At 67.5% G+C, this 26,996-nt stretch carries 27 protein-coding genes and 2 tRNA genes; 16 read left to right on the forward strand and 13 right to left on the reverse strand.

Going from position 1 to position 26,996, the window contains the following annotated elements; all coding sequences use genetic code 11:
- Nucleotides 1-50 precede the first annotated feature (50 nt).
- Nucleotides 51-1,136, forward strand: coding sequence for a pyridoxal phosphate-dependent aminotransferase (locus ACWPN7_RS25430; RefSeq protein WP_149648727.1), 1,086 nt, complete (start codon nucleotides 51-53; stop codon nucleotides 1,134-1,136).
- Here the strand turns inward: ACWPN7_RS25430 and ACWPN7_RS25435 are convergent.
- The 8 genes from ACWPN7_RS25435 to ACWPN7_RS25470 form a co-directional block, all read right to left on the reverse strand.
- Nucleotides 1,072-2,037, reverse strand: a complete 966-nt coding sequence (locus ACWPN7_RS25435) for a DMT family transporter (RefSeq protein WP_459196593.1) — start codon at nucleotides 2,035-2,037, stop codon at nucleotides 1,072-1,074. The two genes, ACWPN7_RS25430 and ACWPN7_RS25435, sit on opposite strands and share 65 nt — an antisense overlap.
- Nucleotides 2,038-2,089: 52 nt before the next feature.
- Nucleotides 2,090-2,731: a GNAT family N-acetyltransferase gene (locus ACWPN7_RS25440; RefSeq protein WP_492273481.1), complete on the reverse strand. Its 642-nt coding sequence runs from the start codon at nucleotides 2,729-2,731 to the stop codon at nucleotides 2,090-2,092.
- Nucleotides 2,707-3,141 (reverse strand): GNAT family acetyltransferase, encoded by a 435-nt coding sequence (locus ACWPN7_RS25445; protein WP_492273482.1) that lies wholly within the window; start codon nucleotides 3,139-3,141, stop codon nucleotides 2,707-2,709. Before ACWPN7_RS25445 ends, ACWPN7_RS25440 begins: the two co-directional genes overlap by 25 nt.
- Nucleotides 3,138-4,025, reverse strand: a complete 888-nt coding sequence (gene sseA / locus ACWPN7_RS25450) for a 3-mercaptopyruvate sulfurtransferase (protein ID WP_492273483.1) — start codon at nucleotides 4,023-4,025, stop codon at nucleotides 3,138-3,140. Before sseA ends, ACWPN7_RS25445 begins: the two co-directional genes overlap by 4 nt.
- 16 nt (nucleotides 4,026-4,041) lie before the next feature.
- Nucleotides 4,042-4,749: an alanyl-tRNA editing protein gene (locus ACWPN7_RS25455; RefSeq protein WP_149648733.1), complete on the reverse strand. Its 708-nt coding sequence runs from the start codon at nucleotides 4,747-4,749 to the stop codon at nucleotides 4,042-4,044.
- 16 nt (nucleotides 4,750-4,765) lie between these two features.
- Nucleotides 4,766-5,770 (reverse strand): cysteine synthase A, encoded by a 1,005-nt coding sequence (locus ACWPN7_RS25460; protein ID WP_200474472.1) that lies wholly within the window; start codon nucleotides 5,768-5,770, stop codon nucleotides 4,766-4,768.
- Nucleotides 5,771-5,898: 128 nt separating this feature from the next.
- Nucleotides 5,899-6,507, reverse strand: a complete 609-nt coding sequence (locus tag ACWPN7_RS25465) for an NUDIX domain-containing protein (RefSeq protein WP_451992011.1) — start codon at nucleotides 6,505-6,507, stop codon at nucleotides 5,899-5,901.
- Nucleotides 6,508-6,591: 84 nt separating this feature from the next.
- Nucleotides 6,592-7,614: a S1C family serine protease gene (locus ACWPN7_RS25470; RefSeq protein ID WP_451992009.1), complete on the reverse strand. Its 1,023-nt coding sequence runs from the start codon at nucleotides 7,612-7,614 to the stop codon at nucleotides 6,592-6,594.
- 190 nt (nucleotides 7,615-7,804) lie between these two features.
- Between ACWPN7_RS25470 and ACWPN7_RS25475 the strand changes: the two genes are divergently transcribed.
- Together ACWPN7_RS25475 and ACWPN7_RS25480 are read left to right on the forward strand one after the other, a co-directional pair.
- Nucleotides 7,805-7,981: a hypothetical protein gene (locus ACWPN7_RS25475; protein WP_175429608.1), complete on the forward strand. Its 177-nt coding sequence runs from the start codon at nucleotides 7,805-7,807 to the stop codon at nucleotides 7,979-7,981.
- Nucleotides 7,982-8,112: 131 nt separating this feature from the next.
- Entirely contained in the window at nucleotides 8,113-8,352 is a 240-nt protein-coding gene (locus ACWPN7_RS25480) for a hypothetical protein (RefSeq protein WP_014240444.1), read from the forward strand.
- A gap of 52 nt (nucleotides 8,353-8,404) precedes the next feature.
- Here the strand turns inward: ACWPN7_RS25480 and ACWPN7_RS25485 are convergent, their stop codons facing one another.
- The 3 genes from ACWPN7_RS25485 to ACWPN7_RS25495 all read right to left on the reverse strand — a co-directional run bounded on the left by ACWPN7_RS25485 (nucleotide 8,405) and on the right by ACWPN7_RS25495 (nucleotide 9,202).
- On the reverse strand, nucleotides 8,405-8,635 hold the full coding sequence (locus ACWPN7_RS25485) for a hypothetical protein (protein ID WP_137102931.1): 231 nt from the start codon (nucleotides 8,633-8,635) through the stop codon (nucleotides 8,405-8,407).
- A 196-nt stretch (nucleotides 8,636-8,831) separates the two neighbouring features.
- A tRNA-Asn gene (locus ACWPN7_RS25490) sits at nucleotides 8,832-8,908 on the reverse strand.
- A gap of 220 nt (nucleotides 8,909-9,128) precedes the next feature.
- Nucleotides 9,129-9,202: transfer RNA gene (locus ACWPN7_RS25495), tRNA-Cys, on the reverse strand.
- A gap of 218 nt (nucleotides 9,203-9,420) precedes the next feature.
- On the opposite strand from ACWPN7_RS25495, the gene ACWPN7_RS25500 reads away from it, so the two are divergent.
- The 5 genes from ACWPN7_RS25500 (at nucleotide 9,421) to ACWPN7_RS25520 (ending at nucleotide 15,460) form a co-directional block, all read left to right on the forward strand.
- Nucleotides 9,421-10,077, forward strand: coding sequence for a protein-L-isoaspartate O-methyltransferase family protein (locus ACWPN7_RS25500; RefSeq protein WP_200474470.1), 657 nt, complete (start codon nucleotides 9,421-9,423; stop codon nucleotides 10,075-10,077).
- Between the two features lie 111 nt (nucleotides 10,078-10,188).
- Nucleotides 10,189-10,515 carry a rhodanese-like domain-containing protein gene (locus ACWPN7_RS25505; protein WP_014240448.1) on the forward strand — a complete coding sequence of 109 codons (327 nt, stop codon included), beginning with the start codon at nucleotides 10,189-10,191 and terminating at the stop codon, nucleotides 10,513-10,515.
- Between the two features lie 2 nt (nucleotides 10,516-10,517).
- Nucleotides 10,518-11,927 carry a TolC family outer membrane protein gene (locus tag ACWPN7_RS25510; RefSeq protein ID WP_459196596.1) on the forward strand — a complete coding sequence of 470 codons (1,410 nt, stop codon included), beginning with the start codon at nucleotides 10,518-10,520 and terminating at the stop codon, nucleotides 11,925-11,927.
- A gap of 141 nt (nucleotides 11,928-12,068) precedes the next feature.
- The gene (locus tag ACWPN7_RS25515; RefSeq protein WP_137114491.1) at nucleotides 12,069-12,752 is read left to right on the forward strand and encodes a DUF2497 domain-containing protein; all 684 of its coding nucleotides are present in this window, start codon (nucleotides 12,069-12,071) and stop codon (nucleotides 12,750-12,752) included.
- A 56-nt stretch (nucleotides 12,753-12,808) separates the two neighbouring features.
- Nucleotides 12,809-15,460 (forward strand): valine--tRNA ligase, encoded by a 2,652-nt coding sequence (locus tag ACWPN7_RS25520; protein ID WP_459196597.1) that lies wholly within the window; start codon nucleotides 12,809-12,811, stop codon nucleotides 15,458-15,460.
- Nucleotides 15,461-15,555: 95 nt separating this feature from the next.
- On the opposite strand, the gene ACWPN7_RS25525 is transcribed toward ACWPN7_RS25520, so the two are convergent.
- Entirely contained in the window at nucleotides 15,556-17,514 is a 1,959-nt protein-coding gene (locus ACWPN7_RS25525) for a methyl-accepting chemotaxis protein (RefSeq protein WP_349619893.1), read from the reverse strand.
- A 169-nt stretch (nucleotides 17,515-17,683) separates the two neighbouring features.
- Between ACWPN7_RS25525 and ACWPN7_RS25530 the strand changes: the two genes are divergently transcribed.
- The 8 genes from ACWPN7_RS25530 to ACWPN7_RS25565 all read left to right on the forward strand — a co-directional run bounded on the left by ACWPN7_RS25530 (nucleotide 17,684) and on the right by ACWPN7_RS25565 (nucleotide 25,828).
- On the forward strand, nucleotides 17,684-18,508 hold the full coding sequence (locus ACWPN7_RS25530; RefSeq protein ID WP_247881649.1) for a YdcF family protein: 825 nt from the start codon (nucleotides 17,684-17,686) through the stop codon (nucleotides 18,506-18,508).
- A 105-nt stretch (nucleotides 18,509-18,613) separates the two neighbouring features.
- Nucleotides 18,614-19,525 carry a septal ring lytic transglycosylase RlpA family protein gene (locus ACWPN7_RS25535; protein WP_247881639.1) on the forward strand — a complete coding sequence of 304 codons (912 nt, stop codon included), beginning with the start codon at nucleotides 18,614-18,616 and terminating at the stop codon, nucleotides 19,523-19,525.
- Between the two features lie 89 nt (nucleotides 19,526-19,614).
- Entirely contained in the window at nucleotides 19,615-20,781 is a 1,167-nt protein-coding gene (locus tag ACWPN7_RS25540) for a D-alanyl-D-alanine carboxypeptidase family protein (RefSeq protein ID WP_201043791.1), read from the forward strand.
- Between the two features lie 70 nt (nucleotides 20,782-20,851).
- On the forward strand, nucleotides 20,852-21,484 hold the full coding sequence (gene tmk, locus ACWPN7_RS25545; protein ID WP_459196599.1) for a dTMP kinase: 633 nt from the start codon (nucleotides 20,852-20,854) through the stop codon (nucleotides 21,482-21,484).
- Nucleotide 21,485: 1 nt separating this feature from the next.
- Nucleotides 21,486-22,604 (forward strand): DNA polymerase III subunit delta', encoded by a 1,119-nt coding sequence (locus ACWPN7_RS25550; protein WP_200475326.1) that lies wholly within the window; start codon nucleotides 21,486-21,488, stop codon nucleotides 22,602-22,604.
- 72 nt (nucleotides 22,605-22,676) lie between these two features.
- Complete coding sequence (metG, locus tag ACWPN7_RS25555; protein WP_038527831.1) at nucleotides 22,677-24,227, forward strand: methionine--tRNA ligase; 1,551 nt, start codon at nucleotides 22,677-22,679, stop codon at nucleotides 24,225-24,227.
- 6 nt (nucleotides 24,228-24,233) lie between these two features.
- Complete coding sequence (locus ACWPN7_RS25560; protein WP_459196600.1) at nucleotides 24,234-25,031, forward strand: TatD family hydrolase; 798 nt, start codon at nucleotides 24,234-24,236, stop codon at nucleotides 25,029-25,031.
- Nucleotides 25,028-25,828, forward strand: coding sequence for an MBL fold metallo-hydrolase (locus tag ACWPN7_RS25565; protein ID WP_103039044.1), 801 nt, complete (start codon nucleotides 25,028-25,030; stop codon nucleotides 25,826-25,828). Before ACWPN7_RS25560 ends, ACWPN7_RS25565 begins: the two co-directional genes overlap by 4 nt.
- A 48-nt stretch (nucleotides 25,829-25,876) precedes the next feature.
- On the opposite strand, the gene ACWPN7_RS25570 is transcribed toward ACWPN7_RS25565, so the two are convergent.
- Nucleotides 25,877-26,992 carry a lysozyme inhibitor LprI family protein gene (locus ACWPN7_RS25570; RefSeq protein WP_459196601.1) on the reverse strand — a complete coding sequence of 372 codons (1,116 nt, stop codon included), beginning with the start codon at nucleotides 26,990-26,992 and terminating at the stop codon, nucleotides 25,877-25,879.
- Between the last annotated feature and the right edge of the window lie 4 nt (nucleotides 26,993-26,996).

The raw sequence follows: 26,996 nt of genomic DNA on the forward strand, positions 1-26,996 counted from the left end.
AATGCAGTCCGTTCGTGCTGTCTGCCGCTATGCACAACGGAGCCTGCCTGATGGAGCTGCTGAGTCCCCGTCCTGGAATTGGCCAGATCAAGCCCTACCGTCCCGCCCGACCACCGGAGGACGGCGCCGCCTGGGTCGATCTGTCGCTGACGGTCAATCCGCTGGGACCCGGCAAGAAGGCGCTCACCGCCTACCGCCACATGGCGGCGCAAATCCACCGCTATCCCGACTGGTCGCAGGATCGCCTGCGCCACGCCATCGCCCGGCGCTACGATCTGGACGCCGGCCACATCACCTGCGCCAATGGCTCCGACGAGATGATCCACCTCGTGACCCAGGCCTTCGCCGGGCCGGGAGACGAGGTGCTGTGCCACGAGCACGGCTATCGCGGCTTCATGAAGGCGATCCGCGCCGCCGGGGCGACGCCGGTGATCGCCGCGGAGCGCGATCTGGTCGTCGATGTCGAGGCGATGATCGACCGGGCGAACGAGAAGACCAAGCTCTGCTTCCTCGCCAACCCGAACAACCCCACCGGCACCTACATACCGTCGGAGCTGGTCCTGCGGCTGCGCGCCGGCCTGCCGTCGCACACGCTGCTGGTGCTCGATTCGGCCTACGCCGACTATTGCCGCCGCGACAACTACAGCGATGGAACGGCGATCGTCGAGAATTCCGACAACGTGCTGATGGTGCGCACCTTCTCCAAGCTGCACGGGCTGGCCGGGCTGCGCGTCGGCTGGGCCTACGGTCCGGCGGGGGTGATCGAGGCAGTCAACCAGACGCGCGGCCCCTTCAACGTCGGGATCGCTGCCCAGGCCGCGGCGGAGGCCGCCGTCGGCGACACCGAGCATGAGGAGGCGACCTTCGCCCACAACAGCGCGTGGCTGCCCTGGCTGAGCCACGAGCTGGAGCAGCTCGGCGTGCGCGTCTATCCCAGCGTCTGCAACTTCATCCTGGCGCGCATCCCGACCGACCCGTCGCTCGGCGTCCAGGCGGTGCTGGACCATCTGGCGCGCCGCGGCATTCTGGTGAAGCCCACCCAGGATTACGGGCTGGCCGACTGCCTGCGCATCACGGTCGGGCGGGAGGACGAAAACCGGGCTCTGGTCGCGGCTCTGGGAGAGATTCTGAGCTGATATCCGGCTCCAAATCGGGAACCGGTTCGGGGATGGGGCCAGGGATAGGATCGGGATGGCGGGCGTGCTCGCGGGCGAAGATGAACAGCCCGGAGCCGACGACGATGACGATGCCGATCAACGACAGGACGTCCGGCCACTCGTCGAAGAAGATCGCCCCGATGGCCAGCGCCCATAGGATCTGGCTGTACTGGGCCGCCCCCACCCGGTCGGCCGGGGCGAAGGCGGCGGCCAGGGTGAACAAAGCCTGGGCGGCGAAGGTCGTGGTGGCGAAACCCACCGTCAGAATCCACTGCTCGCGCGTCGGCCACTCGAAACCGGGGATCATCAGCAGGCCAGACGCGACGGCAGTCGACAGGAACACGGTTCCGATCAGGGTGAAGCGTTTTTCCGTATGCCCGATCATCCGCCCGGTGATGACCACGACGGCCGAGCTGAAGGCGCAGCCCAGCGCCGCGAAATGGCCGGGCAGCAATTCGCGGAAGCCGGGGCGGGCGACGATCAGCACGCCGATGAAGGCCGCTCCGATGGCCAGCCGCCGGCGCCAGCGCACCGGCTCCTTCAGCACGACGATCGACAGCAGCGTCACCAGGCTGGGCATCAGGAAGATCATCGCAAAGGCTTCCGCAAAGGGAAGGCTTCGGAACGACATGACGCTGAGCGGGGTCGAGGCCGCCACGAAGACCAGCCGCACCGTCATCAGCCAGGGCCGGTTCCAGCGCAGCAGGTCGCCGACCCGGTCGCCCTTGGTCATGAAGACCGGGGAGAGCAGCAACGGCAGGATGTAGGCGAAGAAGGTGACCTCGAAGGGGTCCAGCCCATGCCCGATCGCCTTCACCAGCGCATCGCCCCAGGCGAAGAAGGCGAAGGCCAGGAACGCGAACAGAATGCCCTTCGTCATGGCGTCGGTGTCCTGGCGTTCGGAACGGCGGAGAGCGGGCCGGGGCGGCCCGTCACTCGTTGATCGGAATGTGCGGGGCCGAGGTCCGCGGCAGCCAGCCGAGGAGGCGCGGATCACGGATCTCGCGGGTCACATGCCGGATGGGCACGAACCCCATCGACTGGTAGAGCGGCAGCGCCTTCGGGTGGTCGAAGGTGCAGGTGTTGACGAGAAGCCGCTTCGTCCCGCCCTGCCAGGCCAGCCGGATCGCCGTGTCGAGCAGCCAGGGGCCGAGCTTCAGGCCGATGAAATCGGGGATCAGCCCGAAATAGGCCAAATCGGTATCCTCCTCCCGCCGGTCGATCTCGGCGTAGCCGGCGGGCGTGCCGTTCACGTAGAGGACCCAGATCTCGACCCGCGGGTCGGTGACGACGCGCCCAAGTTCCGGCATCGGCATCCGCCGCCGCTCGTGCCACAGCCAGGGCTCCCCCACCGTGTCGTAGAGATAGCGGTAGTAGGAGGCGGTTGGCGGGTTGGCCCGCACCAGCGCCACGTCACCCGCCGGGCGGGGCAGGGGCGCGTGGGCCGGTGGGGCCTTCATCTCCAGATAGGTGACGATGACGGACAGGCAGCCGGGCGGCACCGGCGCCACGATCCGGGACTGCGACAGGGACGTCCGGGGAGGCGGCGTCAGGGAGAATTGGTCTTCAGCCATTTCTGCATCACGGTAACGGGACCGGTGGCATAGCCCAGCCGCTCATAGAACGCCACCACGGCGTGGTTCGTCGCGCGCACCATGAGTTGCGCCTTGGGCATGCCTGCCTCCACAAGCCAGCCCTCCGCCGCCCGGACCATCGCCCGGCCGTGCCCGTGCCCGCGGCAGGCGGGATCGACCGCCAAGTAGTAGAACCAGCCGCGGTGCCCGTCATGACCGACCATGACGGACGCCACGGTACGGTCTCCGTCGCGGCCGATCAGGATCGTGGCGTTCGGCTTCGACACGGCGAGCGCGATGTCGGCCACCGGGTCGTTCCACGGCACCACGAGGTTGCAGGCGGTCCACAGCGCCACCACGTCGTCGCGGTCCGCCGCCTCGTAGTGGCGGATGCTCAGCGCTTCGGTCACTGATTCACCGGTCCGGTTTCCAGAGGCAGATCGGAGCGCAGGCCCCATTCCGCCCAGGACCCGTCATAGACGGCCACATCCTCCTTGCCGGCCGCGGCCAGCCCGAGCGCGAGCACGCAGGCGGTCACCCCGCTGCCGCAGGAGGCGACGATGGGACGCTCCAGATCGAGGCCGGCGCCCTTCGCCCGCTCCGCGATGGCTTCCGGCGGCAGCAGGGTCTTGCTCTCCGCGTCGACCAGCTCGTTGAAGGGCAGGTTGAGGCTGCCGGGGATGCGCCCGCTGCGGCGGCCCGGCCAGGGTTCGGTGACGGCGCCCTCGTAGCGGTTCGCGGCCCGGGCGTCCACCACCTGATCGACCCGCGAGTTGATGTTGGCGAGAACCTCGTCGGCCCGGCGCAGCAGGCCGGGTCGCAGCGCCGCCGTGAACGCCGCCGGGGTCGGGGCGGCCGGACCGGATTCCAGAGGCCGGCCTTCGGCGATCCATTTCGGCAGGCCGCCATCCAGCACGGCGACACGGCCATGCCCAAACAGGCGGAACATCCACCAGACGCGCGCGGCGGCGGTGGCCATGCCGGCGCTGTCATAGACGATCACCGTGTCGCCGCTGCCGACTCCGAGCGCCCCGACCTTGGCCGCGAAGGTCGCCTCGTCCGGCACCATGTGCGGCAGGGGGTGGGTGTCCGGCTGCGCCACATCGTCGATGTCGATGCACACGGCGCCGGGGATGTGCCGCTCCAGGAACTCGGCACCCGGGTCGCGGTCGGAGCCGGGCATGAACCAGGAGGCGTCGAGGACGCGCAGGCCCGGCTGGCCCAGCCGTTCGGCCAGCCAGCCCGTCGGGACGATCTGGCCGGGGAGGGTGAGCGTGGTGTGTGAATTGGTCATACGATGTCCTCCCCGTTCAATCGCGCAGTGCGACGATCACGCGCCGGTTCTGCTTGCCCTTGTTCTCGATCTTCACGACATCGAGCCCGCCGATCTCGCCCAGCCGCTTCACATGGGTACCGCCGCAGGGCTGGCGGTCAACCCCGGCGATGTCCACCAGCCGGACGCGGCCATGGCCGCGCGGCGGCTTGACCGTCAGGGTGCGGATCAGCTCGGGGTTGGCGTCCAGCTCCTCGTCGGTGATCCACAGCGAGCCGACCGGCGTGTCCGCAGCGACCAACCGATTCAGGGCCGCCGCGATGGCTTCCTTGTCGAGCCCCTCGGTCGGCACGTTGAAGTCGACCCGGCTGCGCTCCGCCCCGACCTGGGCGCCGGTGATCGAGGCGCCGGGTAGGACCGCGCAGACGAGGTGCAGCGCCGTGTGCATCCGCATGTGGCGGTGCCTGCGGTCCCAGTCGATCTCGGCCTCCACCGGGGTGCCGGGGGCGGGCAGGGCCGCACCGGGCTCGGGCACATGAAGGACGTCGTCCGGCCCGTCGCCCTTCACCGTGTCGACGATGCGCAGCGTGGCGCCGGCGACACGCAGCAGCCCGGTGTCGCCGGGCTGGCCGCCGCCGTTGGGGTAGAAGACCGTCCGGTCCAGTCGGATGCCCCGCTCGTCCGCGGATGTCACGGTGGCGGTGCAGGAGGTGGCGTAGGCGTCCTCGCGGAAGATCAGCTCCATGAGACCTCAGGTGCGTTTACGAATCCAGCCAATCGGGCACGGGCAGATTCTTCTCACGCAGGAACTCCGGATTGAAGAGCTTCGATTGGTAGCGCTGCCCTCCGTCGCAGAGAATCGTCACGACGGTGTGACCCGGCCCCATCTCCTTGGCGATGCGGATGGCCGCCGCGACGTTGATGCCCGACGAGCCGCCCAGAACCAGGCCCTGCGACTTGATCAGGTCAAAGATGACCGGCAGGGCTTCCTCGTCGGTAATCTGCAGCGCCTGATCGACCGGAGCGCCCTCCAGGTTGGCGGTGATGCGGCCTTGGCCGATGCCTTCGGTGATCGAGCTGCCCTCGGCCTTCAGCGTCCCATGGGCGTAGTGATGGTAGAGGGAGGCGCCCATCGGGTCGGCCAGAACGATGCGGACATCCGGGTTGCGCTCCTTCAGAGCCAGCCCGACGCCGGCCAGCGTGCCGCCGCTGCCCACCGCGCAGGTGAAGGCGTCGATCCGCCCCTCGGTCTGGGTCCAGATTTCCGGACCGGTGGTCAGGCGGTGGCCCTCGCGGTTCGCCACATTGTCGAACTGGTTGGCCCAGACGGCGCCGTTCGGCTCGGTCTTCGCCAGTTCCTCGGCCAGCCGGCCGGAATAGCGGACGTAGTTGTCGGGGTTGGAGTAGGGCACCGCCGGCACCAGACGAAGGTCGGCGCCGACGAGGCGCAGCATGTCCTTCTTCTCCTGGCTCTGCGTCTCCGGCATCACGATGACCGTGCGGTAGCCGAGCGCGTTGCCGACCAGCGCCAGCCCGATGCCGGTGTTGCCCGCCGTGCCTTCGACGATGGTGCCGCCGGGGCGCAGCAGGCCCCGGCGTTCGGCGTCGCGGACGATGGCCAGGGCCGCGCGGTCCTTCACCGAGCCGCCGGGGTTGAGGAACTCCGCCTTGCCCAGGATCTCGCATCCCGTGGCCTTCGACGGCCCTTCCAGCCGAATCAGCGGCGTGTTGCCGATGGAGCCGATGAAGCCGGTGCGGATGTCCACGAACTGTCTCCCGAATCGAATGATGAACCGGGCAACACTATCGGATTGCGCACCAGGGAATTCAAGGTCGGCTTGTGAAATGCAGCATTGAACGAGATCGAATCGTTCTTTCTGTTTCTCAACGTCCTCTATTTCCCACGCCACTGACTGCGCAACCGGTCGCGGTTCCGCGCGAACCAGCCCAGCGCGATGATGGCGATGGAATTGTTCAGCCGGTTCTCGTCGAGCAGACAAATCGCCTCGTCGGCCGGCACGACCATGATGCGGATGTCCTCATGCTCTTCCGCCAGCCCGCCCGTTTCCGCGAGTCCCCGGCTGTCCACGCTGCCGCAGAAGACGGTGACATGCTCGTCGAAGGCGCCGGGGCTGGGATAATAGTCGCAGATCATCTCAACGTCCCGAACGGTGCAGCCAGCCTCTTCCGTGGCCTCGCGCCGTGCGACCTCCTCCGGTGTCTCGCCTTCGTCCAACAGGCCGGCGACGATCTCCGTCAGCCACGCCTGCCCACCGGTGGAGGCGGCGCCGACCCGGAACTGCTCGATCAGAACGACGCTGTCGCGGTCCGGATCGTAGAGCAGGATGCCGACGGCCTGACCGCGCACGCAGACCTCGCGCGGCGGCAGGACACCGGTCCAGGAGCCGTCGAACTTCCTGTGGCGCAGGCGGTAGACGTCGACCTTCAGATAGCCGTTGTAGGCTCTCTTCTTTTCTTGGATCTCGATGTCCGGGTGATCCACGGGCGGGGACTCCTTGGCTTGGGCGAGCACGGTCCAAGGATGTAGCGCATCCGCCGGTCCGGGGCGAGGCGGCCAAAGGGTCTCTCAGAAGGTCGGGTTCAGCTTCAGCGTGCTGTAGCGGTCGGCGGAGGGGACGGCGACCGGCTCCAGCTTGGGACCGCGCAGGAGTTCCAGCGGCACGGTAACGCCGGCCGGCCCGAGACCCCAGACCTTGCGGTAGAAATCCGCCAGCCCCTTCGGCCGCTGGCCGGCGACCCCGACGATCATGTCGCCCGGCTGGATTCCCACGGTCGCGGCCGGGCTCTGCGGGGTGACCCGTTCGACCATCAGGCGGCCCTGTTCCTCGCGCAGCGTGACGCCCAGCCAGGGGCGCGCCGGCTCCTGCCGCCGTCCGAAGGCCAGGAGATCGGCCAGGATCGGCTTTAGCGCGGAGACCGGAACGAACATGTTGCCAGGGATGCCGCCATGGGCCGGCACCGCGTCGCGCACGATCAGCGAGCCGATCCCGACCAGTTCGCCCTTGCGGTCGATCAGGGCGGCGCCGTTGAAGCCCATGATCGGCGGGGTGGTGAAGATCGCCTCGTCCAGCAGATACTCCCAATAGCCGGCGAACTCGCGTTTCGCTGCGATCAGCACCGGTTGCACCCCGGTGGATCCCTGGCGGGTGAGCACCATGGCGCGCTCCCCTTCCTTGATCGCGTCGGAGTCACCGAGCCGGACGGGCGCGGCGCTGAAGCCCATGCCGGCGCGCAGCAGCCCGAATCCGCTGGCCTGATCGTAGGCCACGAACTCCGCGGGATAGCCGCGCCCCTCGCCGGTGGTGACCTGGAGCTGCGACGCCTCCAGGATCGTGTAGCCGATGGTGAGGATCAGCCCGGACCCGTCGATGACGACTCCGGTCCCCTCGCGCTCCGTGCCGAGCGAGCGGGCGCTCTGGCTGTCGGGAAGAATGGTGGCGGAGATGCGGACGAGGGCGCCCGACAGCTTCGCCGCGTCGAGCTGGTCCGCCCGTGTCGCGGTGACGGGGACAATCACTGAAAGGAAGGCTGCAAGGCAGGTCGCAAAGCAGGTTATCGTCCAGGGGATGCGGCGCCAGCGACCCGTCATGCTTCCCTCCCTTGCCGGAGTCGAGTTCGGGCGGGACGCCGGATTGCTCGAACCCCGGATTAAACATGAGCGCCAGCACGCGTCCATCAAGGGGTTCCCTGATTCGACGGGGGCGGACTTGTCCGGGTCATGAAACCTCCGCCCGCCGGCAACGTTACCCGCAGCAACGACACGACGAAGGACGGGACCGATGCCGATCAACAGCGAACGCGAACTCGAACAGGCGGTGGCGGAGTTCCAACGTCTCGCCGACGAACCCGCCGGTTCGTCCGGCGAACGCCGGAAGCTCGAACTGGATGCCGAAATCAAGGCCTTCTACGTCCAGCACTCCGACGACATGCGCAAAGGCAAGCCACGGCACGAGTGACGCGCCCCCGCCGACACCGGCGCGCATTTCTTCATCGACGCGGAGGGGGCGGCTGACCGACACTGCCGCCGCTCCCGGGCCGGGTCGTCGGGCCGGGACGCCGCTGTTGAAGCAAGGAGCGCGTCCCCACGATGAAGCGAATCGACAACTGCTACACCTGTCTGTTCTGGGAAGGGCAGGGCATCCGCCAGAGGGGACCGAAGGGCTTGTGCCGCCGTTTTCCGCCGCAGGTGACCCCGCGCGACACCGAAGGGCGCTTTCCGATCACCCTGTCCACAGACTGGTGCGGCGAATGGAAACGCGACATCGGTGACCCTGCAGGCGAGGCCGCGGACAACCGCCTGATCTACGACGACCCGCAACCGCGATAGACCAGCCGCGGAGGATGGTCCGACCGATCGTCGGGCCATCAGGCGTCCCGGTTCAGCGCGGCATCGGTGCGACCACCATGGAGCGCTGGTTTTCCGGCAGCACCGCGTCGCCGGGGACCAGCATGCGGTGCCAATCAACGCCGAGCAGGGCGATGGCCACCGCCATGGACAGGACGATGATCGCCACCGCGCCAACCCAGCCACTGTCCTCCTGCCGGCCGTTGGGCCGTGGAGTGCCACCCTTGGACGTAAGGGGCCGGAAGTTGAGAGGGAGTAGGGTCATGGGTCGCCTCCACCGCTGAACAGGCGCAATCCCGACTCGAAGGGCATCCGGTGGGATTGTAACGCCGGGAGAGGCGCGGCGGCATCGGGCCTTCGGTCGGAACGCTCGTTCCTTCGGATGATGCCGGAAGCGGTGGAGAAGAATTCCGCTATGAGAAAAGGCCGAGCCCACGAGGGACTCGGCCTTTTCATCGAAGTGGCTCCCGGTGCTGGACTTCGAACCAGCGACACGCGGATTAACAGTCCGCTGCTCTACCGACTGAGCTAACCGGGATCAGTCTGGCCGGCCTTGCGAGGCGCAACGTCCGGCGTGGGCGGCTATATAGCGGACCCTCCGACGCTTGCCAAGTCTTTTGATCGCAAAAAAAACGACCGATCGAGCAGGGCAGAGGGCAGGGTCCACGGAACGCGAAAACGCGGAAAAGCACCGGGCCGTTCAGGCGCGATGCTTGTCGAACGCATTGATTTTGCTGATCTTTCAGCCGGATCAAGGATGGAGGCACGGGCGGGAATCGAACCCACGTACACGGATTTGCAGTCCGCTGCATCACCACTCTGCCACCGCGCCATCCTTGCGTCCGGCACCCCCTAGCGGGAGCGCCGCGGCGTGGGAGCGGACGTATACTGCTGTTCATGAGGGTGGTCAAGCGCCTTCGTCGCGTTTTCTCGATGATCCGGTGCGGCGTTGTGTTCGTGAGACTTTGAAGATATATACGCGACGAGGCAGCGAGGCCGCGAACCACGGCTTGGCGCCGCGCTCCGTCCACCAGATTGTAAGCGACCGCCATGTCCGAATACGCCGCCGCCCGCCTCAACATGGTCGAAGGGCAGATCCGACCGAACAAGGTGACCGACCAGCGTCTGGTCGATGCCATGCTCGACATTCCCCGCGAACAATTCGTGCCGAAGGCGGCGCGCGGCATCGCCTATGTGGACGAGGACCTCGCCATCGGCAAAGGCCGCTATCTGATGGAGCCGATGGTCTTCGCCCGCATGCTCCAGGAAGTGGGCATCGACGAGACCGACGTCGTGCTCGACATCGGCAGCGGCTCCGGCTACTCGACCGCCGTGCTGGCCCGCCTCGCCGCAACCGTCGTCGGCATCGAGTCCGACGACGAACTGGCCCGGCAGGCCACGGAGTCGCTGACCGCCGTCGGTGCCGACAACGCCGTCATCATCTCGGCGCCCCTGGCCGAGGGCTATCCGCAGCAGGCCCCTTACGACGTGATCGTGATCGAAGGCCTGGTGTCGGAGGTGCCGGACGGCATCCTGGCCCAGTTGGCCGAGGGCGGGCGCCTGGTTACCGCCGTCATGGGCGACCGTGGGGTCGGTGAAGTGAAGCTGTATCAGCGCAGCGGCGGGGTCGCTTCGGCCCGCACGCTGTTCGAGGCGCACACGCACCCGCTGCCCGGTTTCGAAGCCAAGCCGAAGTTTGTATTCTGATTTCTGAGTGAGTGACACCAGGGGCTCCGGCTCCTTTCGACCTGTCCCATCAGCCTGTCACCTTGCCTTTCACCGGCCGCGGTCCTGCGGCCCGCAGCGGAGAATCAAGGCATGCCGGCGCCGTTTGACATGGACGTCGAGGACCTCGACCGCATCCGGACATCCGGCGGCGATCCGCTGGTCCTTGATGTGCGGGAACCGGGGGAAGTGGCCATCTGCGCCCTTCCCGACAGCCTCCACATCCCGATGGGGGCGTTGCCCGCCCGCGTCGGGGAGTTGCCGCGGGACCGCGACATCGTGGTCGTCTGCCACCACGGCGGGCGCAGCGCGCAGGTGACCATGTGGTTGCGTTCCCAGGGATTTTCCCGAGCCACCAATCTGAATGGCGGGGTGGATGCCTGGGCGCGCCGAATCGACCCGAACATGAAGGTCTACTGAACATGACTGTGCGAAGCCGTTTCGCGCGCCATTTGATGGCGACCGCCCTCACGCTGGGGGTTGCCTTCGTCGGGGGCATCGACACTGCGTCGGCCCAATCCCTCGAAGACGCGCTAGCGCAGGCCTATTCCAACAACCCGGCGCTCGCCGCCCAGCGCGCCCGTCAGCGCGCCGTGGACGAGAGCGTTCCGCAGGCCCTGTCCGGCTACCGGCCGACGGTGCGGGCGACCGCGGGTGTCACCCGCAGCGCCAGCAACAGCAACGGCCGGGATCTTAGAACCGGTCAAACCACGGAATTCGAGTCGGAAAACAACGCCAAAAGCGTCGGCATCTCCGCCACCCAGCCGCTCTACGACGCGACCGTAGGTCCGGCCGTCCGCCGCGCCGAGCGCACCGTCGAAGCCCAGCGCGCCACCGTGCTCGCCAACGAGCAGCAGATCCTGCTGAACGCCGCGGCGGCCTATCTGGACGTCGTGCAGAACCAGGCGGTGCTGGAACTCCAGGCCAACAACGAGCAGGTCCTGCGCCGTCAGCTTGACGCCGCCCGCGACCGCTTCCGCGTCGGCGAATACACCCGCACCGACGTCAGCCAGTCGGAATCGCGCCTGGCCGCCTCTATCGCCGCCCGCATCTCCGCCGATGGCACGCTCCAGGCGTCACGCGCGACCTACGAGCGCGTCGTCGGCTCGATGCCGGGCAAGTTGAAGGCGCCGAAGCCGAAGTTCAAGCTGCCGGGGACGCTCGACGAAGTCGTCGAGATGGCCCGTTCCAACAACCCGTCGGTGCTGTCGGCCACCTACACCGAGGCAGCGCAGCGCGAGGCGGTGGACCAGCAGTTCGGCCGCCTGCTGCCGTCGGCCAACCTGTCGGCGCAGGGGACCCGCACCATCGACGCCGGCAGTTCGTCGGGCCTAGAGATCAAGCGGCAGGATGGCTTGCAGCTCACCGCGCAGATCACCATCCCGCTCTATCAGGCCGGCCTGCCGGAAGCGCTGACCCGCGAGGCGAAGCACACGGCGAATCAGGCCCGCCTGCAGATCGACGACACCCGCCGTCAGGCGGTCGAGGCGGCGATCAGCGCGTGGCAGGGGCTGCAGGCCGCCCGGGCGAGCATCGAGTCCTACAACTCCCAGATCCGGGCCGCCGAAATTGCGCTGGAAGGCGTGCGGCAGGAAGCCCAGGTCGGTTCGCGCACCGTGCTCGACGTGCTGAACCAGGAGCAGGAACTGCTGAACGCCCGCGTCAACCTCGTCCGCGCTCAGCGGACGGAGATGGTCCAGGCCTTCACGGTCTTGGGCGCCATCGGCCAGTTGACGGCGCGGCAGCTCAACCTGCCGGTCCAGTATTACGATGCTGATACACACTACAAGCAGGTGCGCAACAAGTGGATCGGAACCGGCGTGCCGGAGTGATCGCACTTGAATGCCCCTTCCTGGGTGATCGTTCCCGGATGATCGAAACGGCCCGCTTCGGCGGGCCGTTTTTGTCTGGTGGCTTTTTACCCAGTCCTGCCCTAGTGTCCGCGTCAGGATGACGTCCCCGGGTTTGCCACGATGAGCGATAAAGGCCAGCAAGAACCGTCGATGGAGGAGATCCTCGCCTCCATCCGCCGCATCATCTCGGAGGACGGCGAACCCGCGAAGGCGGAAGCGGCGCCCCCTCCGCCGCCTCCACCACCCCCTCCGCCACCGCCCCCGCCGCCCCCGCCGCCTCCCCCCATGGAGGATGACGACGATGACGTTCTGGAACTCACGCAAATGCTCCAGGACGAGGGGAGGGACGAGCCCGACGAACCGGAGCCCGATCCGTGGCGCGACGAGCCGGCCTTCGGTGGCATGGCCGACCCGGAGCCGGCGTATCACGCGCCGGACCCCGAACCGCCGCCTCCGCCGCCGCGCCCCGCCGCGAAGCGTCCGGCACCGGCCTTCGACGATTTCGATGACGACGAACCGCCCCCGCCGCGGCCGCGCATCCGTGCGTCGGGTCTCGACGACGGGCTGATCTCCCGCCGGGTGGCCGAGGAATCGTCCCACCATTTCACGCATCTGGCGCGCCAGCTCGGTGACGACCTGTCCATCGGCCCGATGCCCGTCGGCGTCCGCACCGTGGAAGAAGTCGTCCGCGAGCTGTTGAAGCCGCTGCTGAAGGAGTGGCTGGACGAGAATCTGCCGACCATCGTCGAACGGCTGGTGCAGCAGGAAATCGACCGGATGATCCGGCGCTCCCAGAAATTCTGAGCGGCGTCACGCCCGCCACGCATTCCGTTTGAATTCGTAAGCGAAAGTTCCTGGTGATGTTGGAAAAGACGTACCGGCCCGCCGAGGTCGAGGAAAAGCACTACCGGCTGTGGGAAGAGACGGGCGCGTTCGCGGCGAAGACCGAGTCGAACGGCAAGCCCTACACCATCATGATGCCGCCGCCGAACGTGACCGGCAGCCTGCACATGGGCCATGCGCTGACCTTCACGCTCCAGGACGTTCTGACCCGTTACAACCGGATGCGCGGGCGCGACGCCCTGTGGCAGCCGGGCACCGACCACGCCGGCATCGCGACCCAGATGGTTGTGGAACGGAATCTCGCCAAGGAAGGCAAGACGCGCCACGACTTCGGCCGCGACGCCTTCATCGACAAGGTGTGGGAGTGGAAGGCAGAATCGGGCGGCACCATCACCCGCCAGCTGCGCCGGCTGGGCGCCTCGCCCGACTGGCCGCGTGAGCGCTTCACCATGGACGAGGGGCTGAGCCGCGCCGTCCGCAAGGTGTTCGTGGAACTGCACAAGCAGGGCCTGATCTACAAGGATAAGCGGCTGGTCAACTGGGACCCCAAGCTGCACACCGCCATCTCCGACCTCGAGGTCGAGCAGAAGGAGATCAAGGGCAACCTCTGGCACTTCCGCTACCCGATTGAAGGCGAGACGGACCGCTTCATCGTGGTCGCCACCACGCGCCCGGAAACCATGCTGGGCGACACCGGCGTCGCCGTGCATCCGGAGGATGAGCGCTACAAGGACCTGATCGGCAAGAACGTCGTCCTGCCGCTGGTCGGCCGCCTGATCCCCATCGTCGGCGACGAGTACGCCGACCCGGAGACCGGCTCGGGTGCCGTGAAGATCACCCCGGCCCACGACTTCAACGACTTCGAGGTCGGGCGGCGCAACAACCTCGCGGCCATCAACATCATGGACCGCGACGCCCGCATCACCGGCGACGAGGTTCCCGAGGCCTACCGCGGGCTCGACCGCTACGAGGCACGCAAGAAGGTCGTGGCCGAGCTGGAGGCGCTGGGCCTGCTGGAGAAGATCGAGCCGCACACCCACATGGTGCCGCACGGCGACCGCTCCGGCGTGGCCATCGAGCCCTGGCTGACCGACCAGTGGTACGTGGACGCCGCCACGCTCGCCAAGCCGGCCATCGAGGCCGTGGAGACCGGCAAGACCGTGTTCGTTCCCAAGCAGTGGGAGAACACCTATTTCGAATGGATGCGCAACATCCAGCCCTGGTGCATCAGCCGCCAGATCTGGTGGGGCCATCAGATCCCCGCCTGGTACGGCCCGGACGGCCATTTCTTCGTCGAGGAGACCGAGGAGGCAGCCATCGCCGCGGCCAAGGCCCATTACGGCGAGGACGTGGCGCTGACCCGCGACCAGGACGTGCTGGACACCTGGTTCTCGTCGGCCCTGTGGCCCTTCTCCACGCTGGGCTGGCCGGACGAGACACCGGAGCTGGCGCGCTATTACCCGACCGACGTCCTGGTGACGGGCTTCGACATCATCTTCTTCTGGGTCGCCCGGATGATGATGATGGGCCTGCATTTCATGAAGGACGTGCCTTTCCGGACGGTCTACATCCACGCCTTGGTCCGCGATGAGAAGGGCCAGAAGATGTCGAAGTCCAAGGGCAACGTCATCGACCCGCTGGAACTGATCGACCAGTACGGCACCGACGCCCTGCGCTTCACCCTGACGGCCATGGCTGCCCAGGGGCGCGACATCAAGCTGGCGGTCAGCCGCGTCGAGGGCTACCGCAACTTCGCGACGAAGCTGTGGAACGCCGCGCGCTACACTCAGATGAACGGGGTCGCCCCGGTCCCCGGCTTCAAGCCGGTCGGGCTGAGCCAGACGGTGAACCGCTGGATCGTCGGCGCCCTGGCGGAGGCGGCGAAGAAGGTCGGCGAGTCCATCGAGGCCTACAAGTTCAACGAGGCCGCCAACACTGCCTATGCCTTCACCTGGGGCACCTTCTGCGACTGGTACCTGGAGTTCACCAAGCCGATCCTGAACGGTTCGGACGAGGCCGCCATCGCCGAGACGCGGGCGACCACCGCCTGGGTGCTGGACGAGATCCTGCACATGCTCCACCCGCTGATGCCCTTCATCACCGAGGAGCTGTGGGAGCAGCTGTCCACCGACCGGGCGAACCGCCTGATCTCCGCCCGCTGGCCGGAGCATGGCGCGGAGCTGGTCGACCCGGCCGCCCGCGACGAGATGGATTGGGTGGTGCGGGCGATCTCCTCGGTCCGCTCCATGCGGTCGGAGATGAATGTGCCGCCCGCGGCGCAGATCGAGCTGAAGCTGAAGGATGCTGGTCAGGAGAGCCTGAAGCGGCTGGACACGCACCGTGACCTGATCCTGCGCATGGGCCGTCTGGCCAGCGTCGAGCCGCTGTCCGGCCCGGTGCCGAAGAGCGCTGTCCAGGCGGTGCTGGACGAGGCCACGCTGATCCTGCCGCTGGAAGGCATCGTCGACCTCGACAAGGAGCGGGCGCGCCTGACCAAGGAGATCGAGAAGCTATCGGGCGAGATCAAGAAGATCGACGCCAAGCTGTCGAACGAGCAGTTCGTCGCCAAGGCGCCGGAAGAGGTGATCGAGGAGCAGCGCGACCGCCGCGACACTGCGGAGCAGGCCCGCGACAAGCTGCAGAAGGCGCTGGAGATGCTGGCTGCGTAAGGCCGGTCATCCAGACCCCCAAAAAGCGAGAAAGGGCAGGGGCTTCGGCACCTGCCCTTTCTCTTTGTCTGAAGAGTTTCCGACTGCCTGAGGACTCAAATCTTGATGGAGGACACAAAGCGGTCGGCGTCGGCTTCGAGCTGCCGGAGTTCGTCCGCCAGCTGGGCGGCGGAGTAGATCATCTCGATGGCCGACTTGCCGGTCTCCGCGGCGGTGATCGCCATGGTGCTGACGCTCTCGGTCACCTCGTGGGTGTTGTCGTTGGCCCGGCCCACCGCACCGACGATCTCCTCGGTCTGTTCGAGCTGGTCGCGCACGGCGGCGGACACGTCCTCCGACAGGTGGGCGACCTCCTCCACGGTGGTCCGGATGGCCCGGATCGCCTCGACGACGGAGCCCGTGGCCTCCTGGATCGCGCCGACCTGACCGGCGATGTCTTCGGTCGCCTTGGCGGTCTGGTTGGCCAGAACCTTGACCTCCGACGCGACGACGGCGAAGCCCTTGCCGGCCTCTCCGGCGCGGGCGGCTTCGATGGTGGCGTTCAGGGCCAGCAGGTTCGTCTGCCCGGCGATGTCGTTGATCAGACGGACGATCTCCCCGATCCGCTGCGAGCTGTCGGCCAGCGCCGCCACCGCCGAGTCGCTCTGCCGGGCGTGATCCACGGCGCGGCGGATCGCCGTGCTGGAGGTGGTCACCCGCCCGCCGATCTCACCGATGGAGGCGGAGAGGGTGCGCGACACGTTGTTGACGATGCCGACCACCTCGGAGGTCTGCTCCGCCTTCTCCGACGTGTCGAGCGCCTGTTCCTTCATCTTCTCCGCGGTGTCGCGCAGGATGTGGGCGCCGTTGCGGATCTGGTCGGCAGCGTGGCTGACCGTGTGGAGCACCCGCCCGAAGGCCGAATCGAAGTCATGGGCGATGGCGCGCAGCGCGGTTTCCCGCTCCTCCTCCGCCCGCCGTTCGGCCCGGCGCGACTCCTGCTCCAGCTCATGCGTGCGCTGAAGATTCTCCTTGAACACGCTGACGGCGCGGGCCATTGCGCCGATCTCATCGCGCCGCCCGGTCTCCGGAACGGTGGCCGTCCGGTCGCCGCCGGCCAGCCGCTCCATGACACCCTCGATCAGGCGCAGCGGCCGGGTGATGCTGCGGGCGACGAGCAGGCTGATGATCGCAAAGCCGACCAGCAGGACGGAGCCGACCTGGAACACGTTGGCGATCACCTCGCCGCGCACCCGGTTCTGAGTCTCCACCGCTCCGGCCATGCCGGCGTTGGCCGACTCCAGCAGGGCTTCGAAGCGCGGCACCATGGCCTGGAAGGCATCGTTGAAGGTCTGCACCTCGGCCCGGAACGCCTTGGTGGCGTCCACGAACCGGCCGAGGTCTGTGCGGTAGGTGCGGGCCTGCTTCTCCAGCCTGGTCTGGGTCGCCGTGTCCAGGCCCGAATCGGCGAGGAAGAAGGTGAATTCGTTGAAGGCCTTGCGGTGTCCGGACAGCAGCGATTCGTCGCTGTAGATAATGAAGTCCTTCTCCATCTTCCGCATGGACTCCATGCGGCCGGTCAGCTTGTCGGCGTTCGGCCACTGCTTCAGCTCGTCCTCGATGGCGCGGGCCGAGGCGCGCAGGACACCGCGCAGGCCGCTGTCGTCGGACAGACCCAGTTCCTTTGCCCGCGCGACCACCGACGAGAAGCGCTCCTTCAGCGTGCCGATGCCCTGCGACAGATGGTCCAACTCCTCCTGCGGCAGGCGCTCCACGCCGCGTTCCTTGAGATTGTCCAGCAGGCGCGAGGCTTCCTCGGCGTTCTTCGCGAAGGCCTCGGCCGCCGTCTCGTCGCGGTCGGCCACGAAACGCAGCGCCTGGAAGCGCAGACGGCTGGCCCGGCGTTCGATGGCGGCGGTGTGCTCATAGGCGTCGCGGAACTGGTCCAGTTCGGCGGTCGCCTCGAACATGCGCTGGGCGCCGACGGTGACCGTCCCGCCCAGCAGGCCCAAGGTGACCACGGACGCGGCGACCAGCAGCGCGATTCGCGTGCCGATGGAAATGTTCGACAGCATATGCGGTAAATCCTTGGTTGCGCCGCGGACCTTACGCGCCGCCGAAGACGCCGCTGTTACGGATTGATGGCGGATTCGTTACCGTGCCGTCGCCCCCTGGGCATTCATGGTGAACGCCCGTATCTAGAAGCCGCTGGAAATCGAAAGGGGAGGTCGGCTGTTGTCCTTCGTGCTGTCGAAGCTGCTGTGGCTCCTGGTCTCGCCGGGCAATCTGCTCGTGCTGATCCTCACCGCCGGGACGGCGCTGCTGTTCACCCGCCGCTTGGCCCATTGGGGGCGGCGGCTGGTCGTGGCGGTCACCGTCGGCTTCGTCGTCGTCATGGTCACGCCGATCGCCTCATGGGTCGCGCTGCCGCTGGAGGAGCGTTTTCCCCGGCCCGACCTGCCGGAACGGGTGGACGGCATCATCATGCTGGGCGGGGCGGTGAACCCGCCGATCACCCGCGACCGCGGGGAGCCGTCCGTCAACGACGCGGCGGAGCGTATCCTGGGTTTCGCCGAACTGATCCGCCGCTATCCGCAGGCGCACGCGGTGTTCACCGGCGGCTCGGGACGGCTGGCCGGTCAGGACGCCCTGGACCTGCGCGAGGATCTCGCCGTCCGCGGCGCGCTTCGGCAGGTCGGGATCGACCCGGACAGCGTGACCTACGAGAACGAGTCCCGCAACACCTGGGAAAACGCCCTGTACAGCCAGCGGCTCGTCAAGCCGAAGCCGGGGGAGACCTGGGTCCTCGTGACCTCGGCCATGCACATGCCGCGGTCGGTCGGCATCTTCCGGCAGGTCGGCTGGGAGGTGATTCCCTATCCGGTCGATTACCGCACGCGCTTTGGCGGACGGCCCTTCGTCCGCTTCGAATTCGACAAGCAGATCGACGCGCTCCAGGACCCGATCCGCGAATGGATCGGCCTCGTCGCCTACCGCCTGATGGGGCGGACCGATTCGCTGTTTCCGGGGCCCGCCCATGACCGCACTGCAGCACAGGCGGGCTCCTGAGGGGTGTTGCGCGGTTGGCGCGGCGAGGTAACTCGGCTAGAGTGGCGCCACCAGATTTAGCGGGGTGGGACCATGCGACGCGCGCATATGCTGAGGGGGGCAGTCGTGCTCGCAGGAGCGCTGACGCTCGCCGCCTGTGCGTCAGCGCCGCCCGCGCCATCCTCGTCCGGACTGCCGCGCAGCGGCGTCTACAAGGTCGGCAAGCCCTATCAGGTCAACGGCGTCTGGTATTATCCCGCCGAGGATTACTCCTACAGCGAGACCGGGATCGCCTCTTGGTATGGTCCGGGATTCCACCAAAAGGTCACCGCCAACGGCGAGGTTTACGACCAAAATGAGCTGACGGCCGCGCACAAGACCTTGCCCATGCCAAGCCTCGTGCGCGTCACCAATCTCGACAACGGCCGGTCGTTGGTTGTTCGCATCAACGACCGCGGCCCCTACGCCAACGGGCGAATCATCGACATGTCGCGGCGCGGTGCGCAACTGCTTGGGTTCGAAGGCACCGGCACGGCCAAGGTGCGCGTGCAGATTCTGGCGGAGGAAAGCCGCGCGGTCGCCGCCGCGGCCCGCCAGGGCACGCCGGCGCCGATGCTGGCGGAACTGGACGGCCCGCCGCCGAAAGCCGCCCCGCGCGGTTCGGTGGAGGTCAACGGCACCGCCCGTCCGACCCCCGCCGCGGTCACCCGTGCCCCGGTGCCGCCGCCCACGACGGTGGCCGGCGACATGGTGGATGGCCGCTTCGTTCCGGCCCCGGTGGTCGCCGAGCTGCCGGTGAAGCCCTACGAGCAGATCTATGTGCAGGTCGGTGCCTTCGGCAGCCCGGACAACGTCACCCGCGTGCGGGCCCGTCTGGCCTCGCTCGGCCAGCAGGCGCAGGTCACCCAGACGGTCGCCGGACGGCAGCGTCTGCAGCGGGTGCGGGTGGGGCCGCTGGCCAGCGTGGACTCCGCCGACGCTGTTTTGAACCAGATCCTCCAAGCCGGCCTTACCGACGCCAAAATCGTGGTTGATTGATCACCCGCGAGCCCAGTCCAAGCTTGGCCCGGCACCGGGCCTCGTTCCGTTTCACGTCTTGTCCAGTCCGCGTTTCGAAGGGAGTTGTCATGGTCGCTGTCGTCCGCACCCGCGTTGCCCGCACCCGTTTCGCCATGGGCCTTGCGGTCGCGCTGTTCGCGGCGGGGGTGGGGCCGGTGGCTCACGCCGCCAGCATCGAAACCATCGCCAAGCAGGCGATCCTGGTCGATATCACCTCGAACACCGTGCTGTTCGAGAAGAGCCCGGATCAGCGCATGGCGCCGTCCTCGATGAGCAAGATCATGACCATGTACATGGTCTTCGACGCGATCAAGGAAGGCCGGCTGACGCTGGACAGCACGCTGCCGGTGTCGGAGCGCGCGTGGCGGATGCAGGGCTCCAAGATGTTCGTGGAGCTGCACAACAACATCAAGGTCGACGACCTCATCAAGGGTGTGATCGTGCAGTCGGGCAACGACGCCTGCATCGTCTTCGCCGAAGGTCTCGCCGGCTCCGAATCGGCCTTTGCCGAGCGCATGAACAAGCGCGCCCGCGAGTTGGGTCTGAAGGACACCAACCTGACCAACGCGACGGGCTGGCCCGACCCGAACCACTACATGACCGCCCGCGATCTCGCGATCCTGGCCGAGCATCTGATCAAGGATTTCCCGGAATACTACCATTATTACTCGATCCGGGAGTTCAAGTACCACGGCATCAACCAGGGCAACCGCAACCCGCTGCTCTACCGCGGCATGGACGTGGACGGCATGAAGACCGGCCACACCGAGGCCGGCGGCTATGGCCTGACCGCCTCGGCCGAGCGGGAAGGGCGCCGTCTCATCCTGGTGGTCAACGGCCTGCCGAACATGCAGGCCCGCGCCGACGAATCGGCCCGGCTGATCGAGTGGGGCTTCCGCGAATTCGCCACCTACGCCCTGTTCAAGGCGGGCGAGACGGTCGATCAGGTGCCGCTCTGGCTGGGCGCGCAGGACAGCGTGCCGGTCACCGTGCCGGAGGACATGAAGGTCACCATGGCCCGCGCCGACCGCAGCGGCATGAAGGTGTCGCTGGTCAGCAACGCCCCGGTCGCCGCGCCGGTGAAGAAGGGCGACGTGGTCGGCAAGGTGGTCGTCTCCGCGCCGGGCTTCCCGGGCAAGGAGTTCCCGGTGGTCGCCGCCCAGGACGTGGAGAAGCTGGGCTTCGTCGGCCGCGCCCTGGCGGCGGCGAAGTTCCTCATTTTCGGGGCGAGCTGATTGGTGTAAGCCGGCCCGTCACCGCCGGAGTCCGGAACGCGGCGGGCCTCATCACCATCGGGAGCAGACCATGACGCGCGGGCGGTTCATCACGCTGGAGGGCGGTGAAGGGGCGGGCAAGACCACCCAGATCCGCCTGCTCGCCGACGCGCTGATCGGTTGGGGGAAGCGGGTGGTGCTGACCCGCGAGCCCGGCGGTTCGCCGGGGGCCGAGGAGATCCGTGGCCTTCTGGTGTCCGGCGAGACCGGGCGCTGGGGTCCGGTGACCGAGGCGCTGCTGCACACCGCCGCCCGCCGCGACCATCTGGAGCGCACCGTCTGGCCGGCGCTGGAGGCCGGGCACTGGGTCATCTGCGACCGCTTCTTCGACAGCACCATGGCCTATCAGGGTTATGGGCTGGGGCTGGGGCGCGATCTGGTCGCCACGCTGCAGACCACCGCCCTGGGCGACTTCCGGCCCGATCTGACGCTGATCCTCGATCTGCCGGTGGAGGACGGGCTGGCCCGTGCCGTCGCCCGGCGCGGCGGAGAGGACCGCTACGAGCGGATGGACGTCGCCTTTCACCACCGCCTGCGCGATGGCTTCCTCGATATCGCCGCACGGGAACCGGAGCGTTGCGTGGTCGTCGACGCCGGACACCCCGTGGAAACGGTCCAGGCGGCCATTCTGGACACGGTGACCCGCCGCCTGGGAGCCTCCTGAGGTGAGCCGCGCCCGCGCGCCCGAACCGGTCGCGGAGGAGGATGCCCTCGCCCCGCGCCGCAATCCGGAGCTGACCGGCCATGACGACGCCGAGCGCCTGCTGCTCGACGCCTGGAACTCCGGGCGCCTGCCGCACGCCTGGTTGATCGGCGGCCCGCCGGGGATCGGCAAGGCGACGCTGGCCTTCCGCTTCGCCCGCTTCGTCCTGTCGCAGGGGCTCGAGCCGCCGGACGCCGGCCTGTTCGGCGCACCGCCGCCGCCCGCCTCGCTGGCGCTGCCCCCGGACGCCCCGGTCTTCCGCCGCGTCGCCTCGGGCGGGCACGCCGACCTGCTGACCGTGGAGCGCCAACGCGACGAGAAGCGCGACCGGCTGAAGCGTGACATCGCCGTGGACGACGTGCGCAAGATCGGCCCGTTCCTGCGCAAGACCGCCGCCGAGGGCGGCTGGCGCGTTGCGGTGATCGACGGCGCGGACCGTATGAATCTCAGTGGCTTGAACGCCATTCTCAAGATTTTGGAAGAGCCGCCGCCGGGCGCCCTGCTGCTTCTGGTCAGCGACAACCCCGGCGGCATGCTGCCGACCATCCGCTCCCGCTGCCGCAAGCTGACGCTTCAACCGCTTCCTGAGGAAACGGTCCTCAACCTGTTGGCCCAGCATCGTCCTGACCTCGACGGTGAGGACCGGGCGGCGCTCGCCCGGCTGGCGGAGGGCAGCATCGGGCGGGCCATCGGGCTCGCCGAGGCCGGCGGGCTCGATCTCTACCGGGAACTGATCGGCCTGCTCGGCACCCTGCCGCGGCTGGACATCACCGCCGCCCACGCTTTCGGCGACAAGCTGACCCGCAAGCAGGACGACGGGCTGTACGAGACGGCCACCGACCTGCTCGTCTGGTGGCTGGCCCGCTTCGTCCGGTCGCTGGCCCGCGGCGCCTGGCCGGCGGAGGTGGTGGCCGGGGAGGCTGCCCTGATGACCCGTCTGGCCAACGCCCGCGGCCTTGAACGTTGGGTGGAGGTGTGGGAAAAGGTCCAACGCCATTTCGCCCGTGCGGAATCCGCCAATCTCGACCGCAAACAGGTGGTCCTGAACGCCTTGGCGACGCTGGAAGCGGCTGCTACTTAACACGGACGACACACCACGCCCATCCGGGCCGGCAACGCGCCGGGCCGGCGCATTCTCGGGAGAGCCTCTGCCATGACCGGGTCGAAGACCTTCTACCTGACGACTCCGATCTATTACGTGAACGACGTGCCGCACATCGGGCACGCGTACACCACGCTCGCCTGCGACGTGCTGGCCCGCTTCATGCGGCTGGACGGCTATGACGTGAAGTTCCTCACCGGCACCGACGAGCACGGCCAGAAGGTGGAGAAATCCGCCATGAACGCCGGAATCGCGCCGCAGGAGTTTACCGACCGCGTGTCGAAGAACTTCCGCGACCTCGTCGCGCTGATGAACTTCTCCAACGACGACTTCATCCGCACCACCGAGCCGCGGCACATCGCGTCGGTTCAGGAGCTGTGGCGCCGCTTGGAATCGGCCGGCGAGATCTATCTCGGCAGCTACGCCGGCTGGTACTCGGTGCGGGACGAGGCCTTCTACGGCGAGGACGAGCTGACCACGTCGCCTTCGGGCAAGAAGATCGCTCCGACCGGCGCCGAGTGCGAGTGGGTGGAGGAGCCGTCCTACTTCTTCCGCCTGTCGGCGTGGCAGGACCGCCTGCTGGAATTCTATGAGCAAAACCCGGACTTCATCGCCCCCGCCGGCAAGCGCAACGAGGTGATGTCCTTCGTGAAGTCGGGGCTGAAGGACCTGTCGGTCAGCCGCACCACCTTCAAATGGGGCATTCCGGTGCCCGGCAACCCCGACCACATCATGTATGTCTGGCTGGACGCCCTGGCCAACTACATCACCGCGGTCGGCTTCCCGGACGAGAGCGGCGAGTACGCCAAATACTGGCCGGCCAACCTGCACATGGTCGGCAAGGACATCCTGCGCTTCCACGCCGTCTATTGGCCGGCTTTCCTGATGGCCGCCAAGCTGGCCCCGCCCAAGCGCGTCTTCGCGCATGGCTGGTGGACCATCGAAGGCCAGAAGATGTCGAAGTCGCTGGGCAACGTCATCGCGCCGGAGACGCTGGTCAACACCTACGGCCTGGACCAGACCCGCTATTTCCTGCTGCGCGAGGTGCCCTTCGGCAACGACGGCGACTTCTCGCACAAGCAGATGGTGCAGCGGATCAACGGCAACCTCGCCAACGATTACGGGAACCTCGTGCAGCGTTCCCTGTCGATGATCGGCAAGAACTGTGGGGCCGCCGTGCCGCAGCCGGGCCCCTTCACGGAGGCCGACGACGCTCTGCTCGGTGCCGCCCGCAACCTGCTGCCGATCGTCCGGGCGGAGATCCAGTCGCAGTCCTTCCACAAGGCGCTGGACGCCATCTGGGCGGTGATCGGCGACGGCAACCGTTATGTGGACGAACAGGCGCCCTGGGCGCTGAAGAAGACCGATCCGGCGCGCATGGCCACCGTGCTGTACGTGCTGGCCGAGACCATCCGCCACCTCGCCATCCTGACGCAGCCGATCATTCCGGAAGCCTCGGCGAAGATTCTGGATCAGCTGGCGCAGGGGCCGGAGGCCCGCGGGTTCGACCGGCTGGGAGCGGACGGGGCGCTGGTCGCCGGCACGCCGCTGCCCACGCCGCAGGGCGTGTTCCCGCGCTATGTGGACGAAGCGAAGAGCTGACGAACGATGCTGGTCGATAGCCACTGCCATCTCGACTTTCCCGATTTCGCTGAGGAGCTGGACGCGGTCGTCGACCGCGCCCGGCAGGCCGGGGTGGGGCGGATGGTGACCATCTGCACCTACCTGTCGCGCTTCGACCGCATCCTGGCGGTCGCCGAACGGTACGACGATGTCCTATGCTCGCTCGGCGTCCATCCGCATCAGGCGGCGGAGGAGATCGCCGGGGTGTCCATCGAACGCCTCGTCGAGCTGTCGAAGCATCCGAAGGTGATCGGGCTGGGCGAAACCGGGCTCGACTACTTCTACGACAAGAGTCCGCGCGACGTTCAGCAGGACTGCTTCCGCCGGCACATCCGCGCCAGCCTGGAGACCGGCCTGCCGCTGATCGTGCACACCCGCGACGCCGACGACGACACCATGCGGATCGTCCGCGAAGAGGCCGCCGGCCAGCCGGTCAACGGCTTGCTGCACTGCTTCAGCTCTGGGCGTCAACTCGCTGAAGAAGCACTAGATTTCGGCTTCTACATCTCCTTGTCCGGCATCGTCACCTTCAAGAAGTCCGAGGACCTTCGGGGCATCGTGAAGGACGTTCCGCTGGACCGGATTCTGGTGGAGACGGACGCGCCCTATCTGGCACCGATTCCGTTCCGCGGCAAGCGCAACGAACCAGCTTACGTCGCCCACACCGCGGCCTGCGTCGCCGAGGTCAAGGGCGTGGCCGCGGCGGACATGGCCCGGATCTCCACCGAAAACTTCTTCCGCCTGTTCCCCCGCGCCGGCACGGGCCGACAGGCCGCCGCATGACCGGACAACGGGTCACGATCCTCGGCTGCGGCGGATCGCGGGGCGTTCCCGTGATCGGTCTCGGTTGGGGCTCCTGTGACCCGACCAACCCCAGAAACCATCGGATGCGGCCGTCCATTCTGGTGGAGTGGGAGCACGATCAGGAAGCCGGGCAGGGCGGTGTCAGCGTTCTGGTCGACACGTCGCCTGACCTCCGCCAACAGCTTCTCAACGCGGATGTGCGGCGGCTCGACGCCGTGCTGTGGACGCACCAGCACGCCGACCACGCCCACGGCATCGACGAGCTGCGGGAACTGTGCCGGGCGATGCACGCCCCCATCGACGCCTATGGCCGCGCCGAGGATCTCGGCGCGCTGGAGCGGCGTTTCAGCTATTGCTTCGAACCCCTGCGCCCCGGCGATCCCTTCTATCGCCCGGTGCTGACGCCTCGCGCCGTGGAAGGCCCCTTCGAAGTGCGCGGTCACCGGATCGTGCCGTTCGAGCAGGATCACGGCTATCTGAAGACCCTTGGTTATCGGTTTGATAAATTTGCCTATTCGACCGATGTTGTGAGATTGGATGAAGACGCCTTCGCAGCGTTGGAGGGCGTCGAGGTGTGGGTGGTCGACTGCGCCCGGATCGAGCCGCCGCACCCGGTCCATGCGCATCTCGCTTTGACGCTGGAGTGGATCGCGCGGGTGAGCCCCAAGCGGGCCTATCTGACGCACATGGACCAGACCATGGACTACGACACGGTCCGTCGCCTGCTTCCACCGGGGGTGGAGCCCGCTTATGACGGGCTCGTCATCGAGCTTTGACCACCATCAGGTTGGGGCAGGTCGGGACGGGATGGGGCAGGGCGACGGTCAGTCGTCCGGCATGATGAGGCCGAGCCGCCCGGCAATGAAACGGTCCGCGGCCGCCTTGGCCGCCTGATCCGCGGTCTGCGGATTCAGCTTGAACTTCTCCCGGTAAATCTTTGATGTTGCAGTGATAGCAGAGGGCAGGGCGTGCAACGCCGCACGATATTCCTTCTCCGGCCAAACCTCGAAGTCGTCCCAGGACCGGAAGGCGGTCACGGCCTTTCCACGCTGTTCGGCCATCTTCCTGGCCTCGGCGGACATCGGCGATTCCAGAAGCGTGCTGGGCACCATCGACGCCTGGAGATCGTCCACCTCGAACTGGCGCTCATAGCCGTGACGGATGCTGCCGCGCTCCACCAGGGCCGGCTCGATGGCCGGGTCCATGTGGGCGGAGACGGTTTTCCACTCCGGCAGATCGAACACCGACGATGGTGGGGTGCACAGGCCGGGCGTCTCGTCGCGCGCGTTGCCCCAGAAGGCGCCGAAGGCTTCAAAAGCCGGCTGCCCATGCTTGGTGAACAGGAAGCAGGGCGCGTCCATTTCCGTGGTCGACAGAACGTGGCGCAGGAAGAGCAGCAGCGTGCCCAGCGGCGCGCCCGGAACGTCACCGAGATTTGCCATCTCTTCATGGAGATAGGGATCTTTCGGAAGATCCTGGTTCAGGATTTCATCGACAAGCCTGCGCACGGTGGCGTCCTTGTCGGGCACGGCCACCGCGCCGCTTTGATAAAGATAGACCAGCCATGCCTTTGCCGGCGCGCCGTTGTGGCGCTGAAGCGCCGCGGCGGCAGCCTTGGCGTCCTTCGGGATGCCGGCGACGATCGCGGACAGCTTTTTCTGGGCCGAAGAGTTCTGGGCGGCGAGGTCGGCGGCGCGTTTCTCATACAGCGCTCGGCAGGCCGGGATCGCAGAGGCGTCGGCACAGGCACCGTCGCGCTCGGCCAGAAACGCCTTCTGCGCGCGCTCGATGGCATCTCGGCCTTCGACGGGCGTGTTTCCCAAGGTGTCGCGCAGAAGTGTCGCCACATCCTCGGCGGCCACTTTCAAATCGGCGCTGGCACAAATGGTGCGGTCGGCACGATTGGATGGCTTGGCGCAATCGGGGGGCGTCTGGGCCATGGCA

It is taken from the genome of Azospirillum sp. UENF 312511 (genome assembly GCF_058780635.1).

Bases quoted from the DNA above. Each gene is read 5' to 3' on its own strand.
- ACWPN7_RS25430 (WP_149648727.1), top strand. From the start codon at position 51: ATGGAGCTGCTGAGTCCCCGTCCTGGAATTGGCCAGATCAAGCCCTAC.
- ACWPN7_RS25435 (WP_459196593.1), bottom strand. From the start codon at position 2,037: ATGACGAAGGGCATTCTGTTCGCGTTCCTGGCCTTCGCCTTCTTCGCC.
- ACWPN7_RS25440 (WP_492273481.1), bottom strand. From the start codon at position 2,731: ATGGCTGAAGACCAATTCTCCCTGACGCCGCCTCCCCGGACGTCCCTG.
- sseA (WP_492273483.1), bottom strand. From the start codon at position 4,025: ATGACCAATTCACACACCACGCTCACCCTCCCCGGCCAGATCGTCCCG.
- ACWPN7_RS25455 (WP_149648733.1), bottom strand. From the start codon at position 4,749: ATGGAGCTGATCTTCCGCGAGGACGCCTACGCCACCTCCTGCACCGCC.
- ACWPN7_RS25470 (WP_451992009.1), bottom strand. From the start codon at position 7,614: ATGACGGGTCGCTGGCGCCGCATCCCCTGGACGATAACCTGCTTTGCG.
- ACWPN7_RS25475 (WP_175429608.1), top strand. From the start codon at position 7,805: ATGCCGATCAACAGCGAACGCGAACTCGAACAGGCGGTGGCGGAGTTC.
- ACWPN7_RS25480 (WP_014240444.1), top strand. From the start codon at position 8,113: ATGAAGCGAATCGACAACTGCTACACCTGTCTGTTCTGGGAAGGGCAG.
- ACWPN7_RS25485 (WP_137102931.1), bottom strand. From the start codon at position 8,635: ATGACCCTACTCCCTCTCAACTTCCGGCCCCTTACGTCCAAGGGTGGC.
- ACWPN7_RS25500 (WP_200474470.1), top strand. From the start codon at position 9,421: ATGTCCGAATACGCCGCCGCCCGCCTCAACATGGTCGAAGGGCAGATC.
- ACWPN7_RS25505 (WP_014240448.1), top strand. From the start codon at position 10,189: ATGCCGGCGCCGTTTGACATGGACGTCGAGGACCTCGACCGCATCCGG.
- ACWPN7_RS25510 (WP_459196596.1), top strand. From the start codon at position 10,518: ATGACTGTGCGAAGCCGTTTCGCGCGCCATTTGATGGCGACCGCCCTC.
- ACWPN7_RS25515 (WP_137114491.1), top strand. From the start codon at position 12,069: ATGAGCGATAAAGGCCAGCAAGAACCGTCGATGGAGGAGATCCTCGCC.
- ACWPN7_RS25520 (WP_459196597.1), top strand. From the start codon at position 12,809: ATGTTGGAAAAGACGTACCGGCCCGCCGAGGTCGAGGAAAAGCACTAC.
- ACWPN7_RS25525 (WP_349619893.1), bottom strand. From the start codon at position 17,514: ATGCTGTCGAACATTTCCATCGGCACGCGAATCGCGCTGCTGGTCGCC.
- ACWPN7_RS25540 (WP_201043791.1), top strand. From the start codon at position 19,615: ATGGTCGCTGTCGTCCGCACCCGCGTTGCCCGCACCCGTTTCGCCATG.
- tmk (WP_459196599.1), top strand. From the start codon at position 20,852: ATGACGCGCGGGCGGTTCATCACGCTGGAGGGCGGTGAAGGGGCGGGC.
- metG (WP_038527831.1), top strand. From the start codon at position 22,677: ATGACCGGGTCGAAGACCTTCTACCTGACGACTCCGATCTATTACGTG.
- ACWPN7_RS25560 (WP_459196600.1), top strand. From the start codon at position 24,234: ATGCTGGTCGATAGCCACTGCCATCTCGACTTTCCCGATTTCGCTGAG.
- ACWPN7_RS25565 (WP_103039044.1), top strand. From the start codon at position 25,028: ATGACCGGACAACGGGTCACGATCCTCGGCTGCGGCGGATCGCGGGGC.
- ACWPN7_RS25570 (WP_459196601.1), bottom strand. From the start codon at position 26,992: ATGGCCCAGACGCCCCCCGATTGCGCCAAGCCATCCAATCGTGCCGAC.